Annotated in this window: 1 protein-coding gene; it reads left to right on the top strand. The window is 60.7% G+C overall.

Annotated features, from left to right (window positions below; translation table 11 throughout):
- The coding region (locus tag BN1133_RS18355) for an SLC5/6 family protein (protein WP_462477402.1) at positions 1-743 on the top strand (743 nt) is incomplete at its 5' end.
- Positions 744-931 lie beyond the last annotated feature (188 nt).

Raw genomic sequence — 931 nt, 5'->3', positions numbered from 1 at the left:
ACCTGATCCCCCACTGGAACGGCGCCATCATCTCCGAGGCCCCGGCCCTGGGCGACGCCCTCAACGGCGACTTTATCAAGACCCTGTGGCTGGCCATTCCGGTCATGGTCTTCTCCTTCAACCACTCCCCGATCATCTCCTCCTTCGCGGTGGACAATAAGGGTCGTTACGGTGAAGGTGCCGAGCCCAAGTGCAGCAAGATCCTGCTGGGTGCCCACGTCATGATGGTGCTGACCGTGATGTTCTTCGTCTTCAGCTGCGTGCTGAGCCTCTCCCCGGCTGACCTGATGGCCGCCAAGGAGCAGAACATCTCCATCCTCTCCTACCTGGCCAACCACTTCGACAACCCGGTGATCGCCACCGTGGCTCCGCTGATCGCCCTGGTCGCCATCAGCAAGTCCTTCCTCGGTCACTACCTGGGCGCGCAAGAGGGCATGAACGGCCTGATGGCCAAGACCCTGCGCGAGAAGGGCAAGAATGTGGACGTCAAGCAACTGAACAAGGTGACCGCGGTCTTCATGATCCTGACCACCTGGGCCGTGGCCACCGTCAACCCGAGCATCCTCGGCATGATCGAAGATCTGGGTGGCCCCATCATCGCCATGCTGCTGTTCCTGATGCCCATGTACGCCATCGCCAAGATCCCGGCCATGCGCAAGTACGCCGGCAACCCGAGCAACCTCTTCGTGACCGCCATTGGCCTCATCGCCATGTCCGGCATCCTCTACAAGCTGATCTTCTGATCCAGCCTGTCTTAAGAAGCCGCCCCCCGGGGCGGCTTTTTGTTTTTCTCCCCCTCTCACCCCTTCCTTTATCAATCTGATAATCCCCGTCCGCTTTTTATCATTTTTGCCGCGCGCTGCTTCTGCTCACCTCTGCGGTGGGCGGGGGGAGGGGCGGCTTTTTTTCTGGCCGCTCCCCTGTTCCGGGG

The organism is Aeromonas schubertii (assembly GCF_000820105.1).
Classification (GTDB): Bacteria; Pseudomonadota; Gammaproteobacteria; order Enterobacterales; family Aeromonadaceae; genus Aeromonas; species Aeromonas schubertii.
Note: the sequence above shows the minus strand (reverse complement) of the source record. Positions and strands in the feature narration are given on the sequence as shown.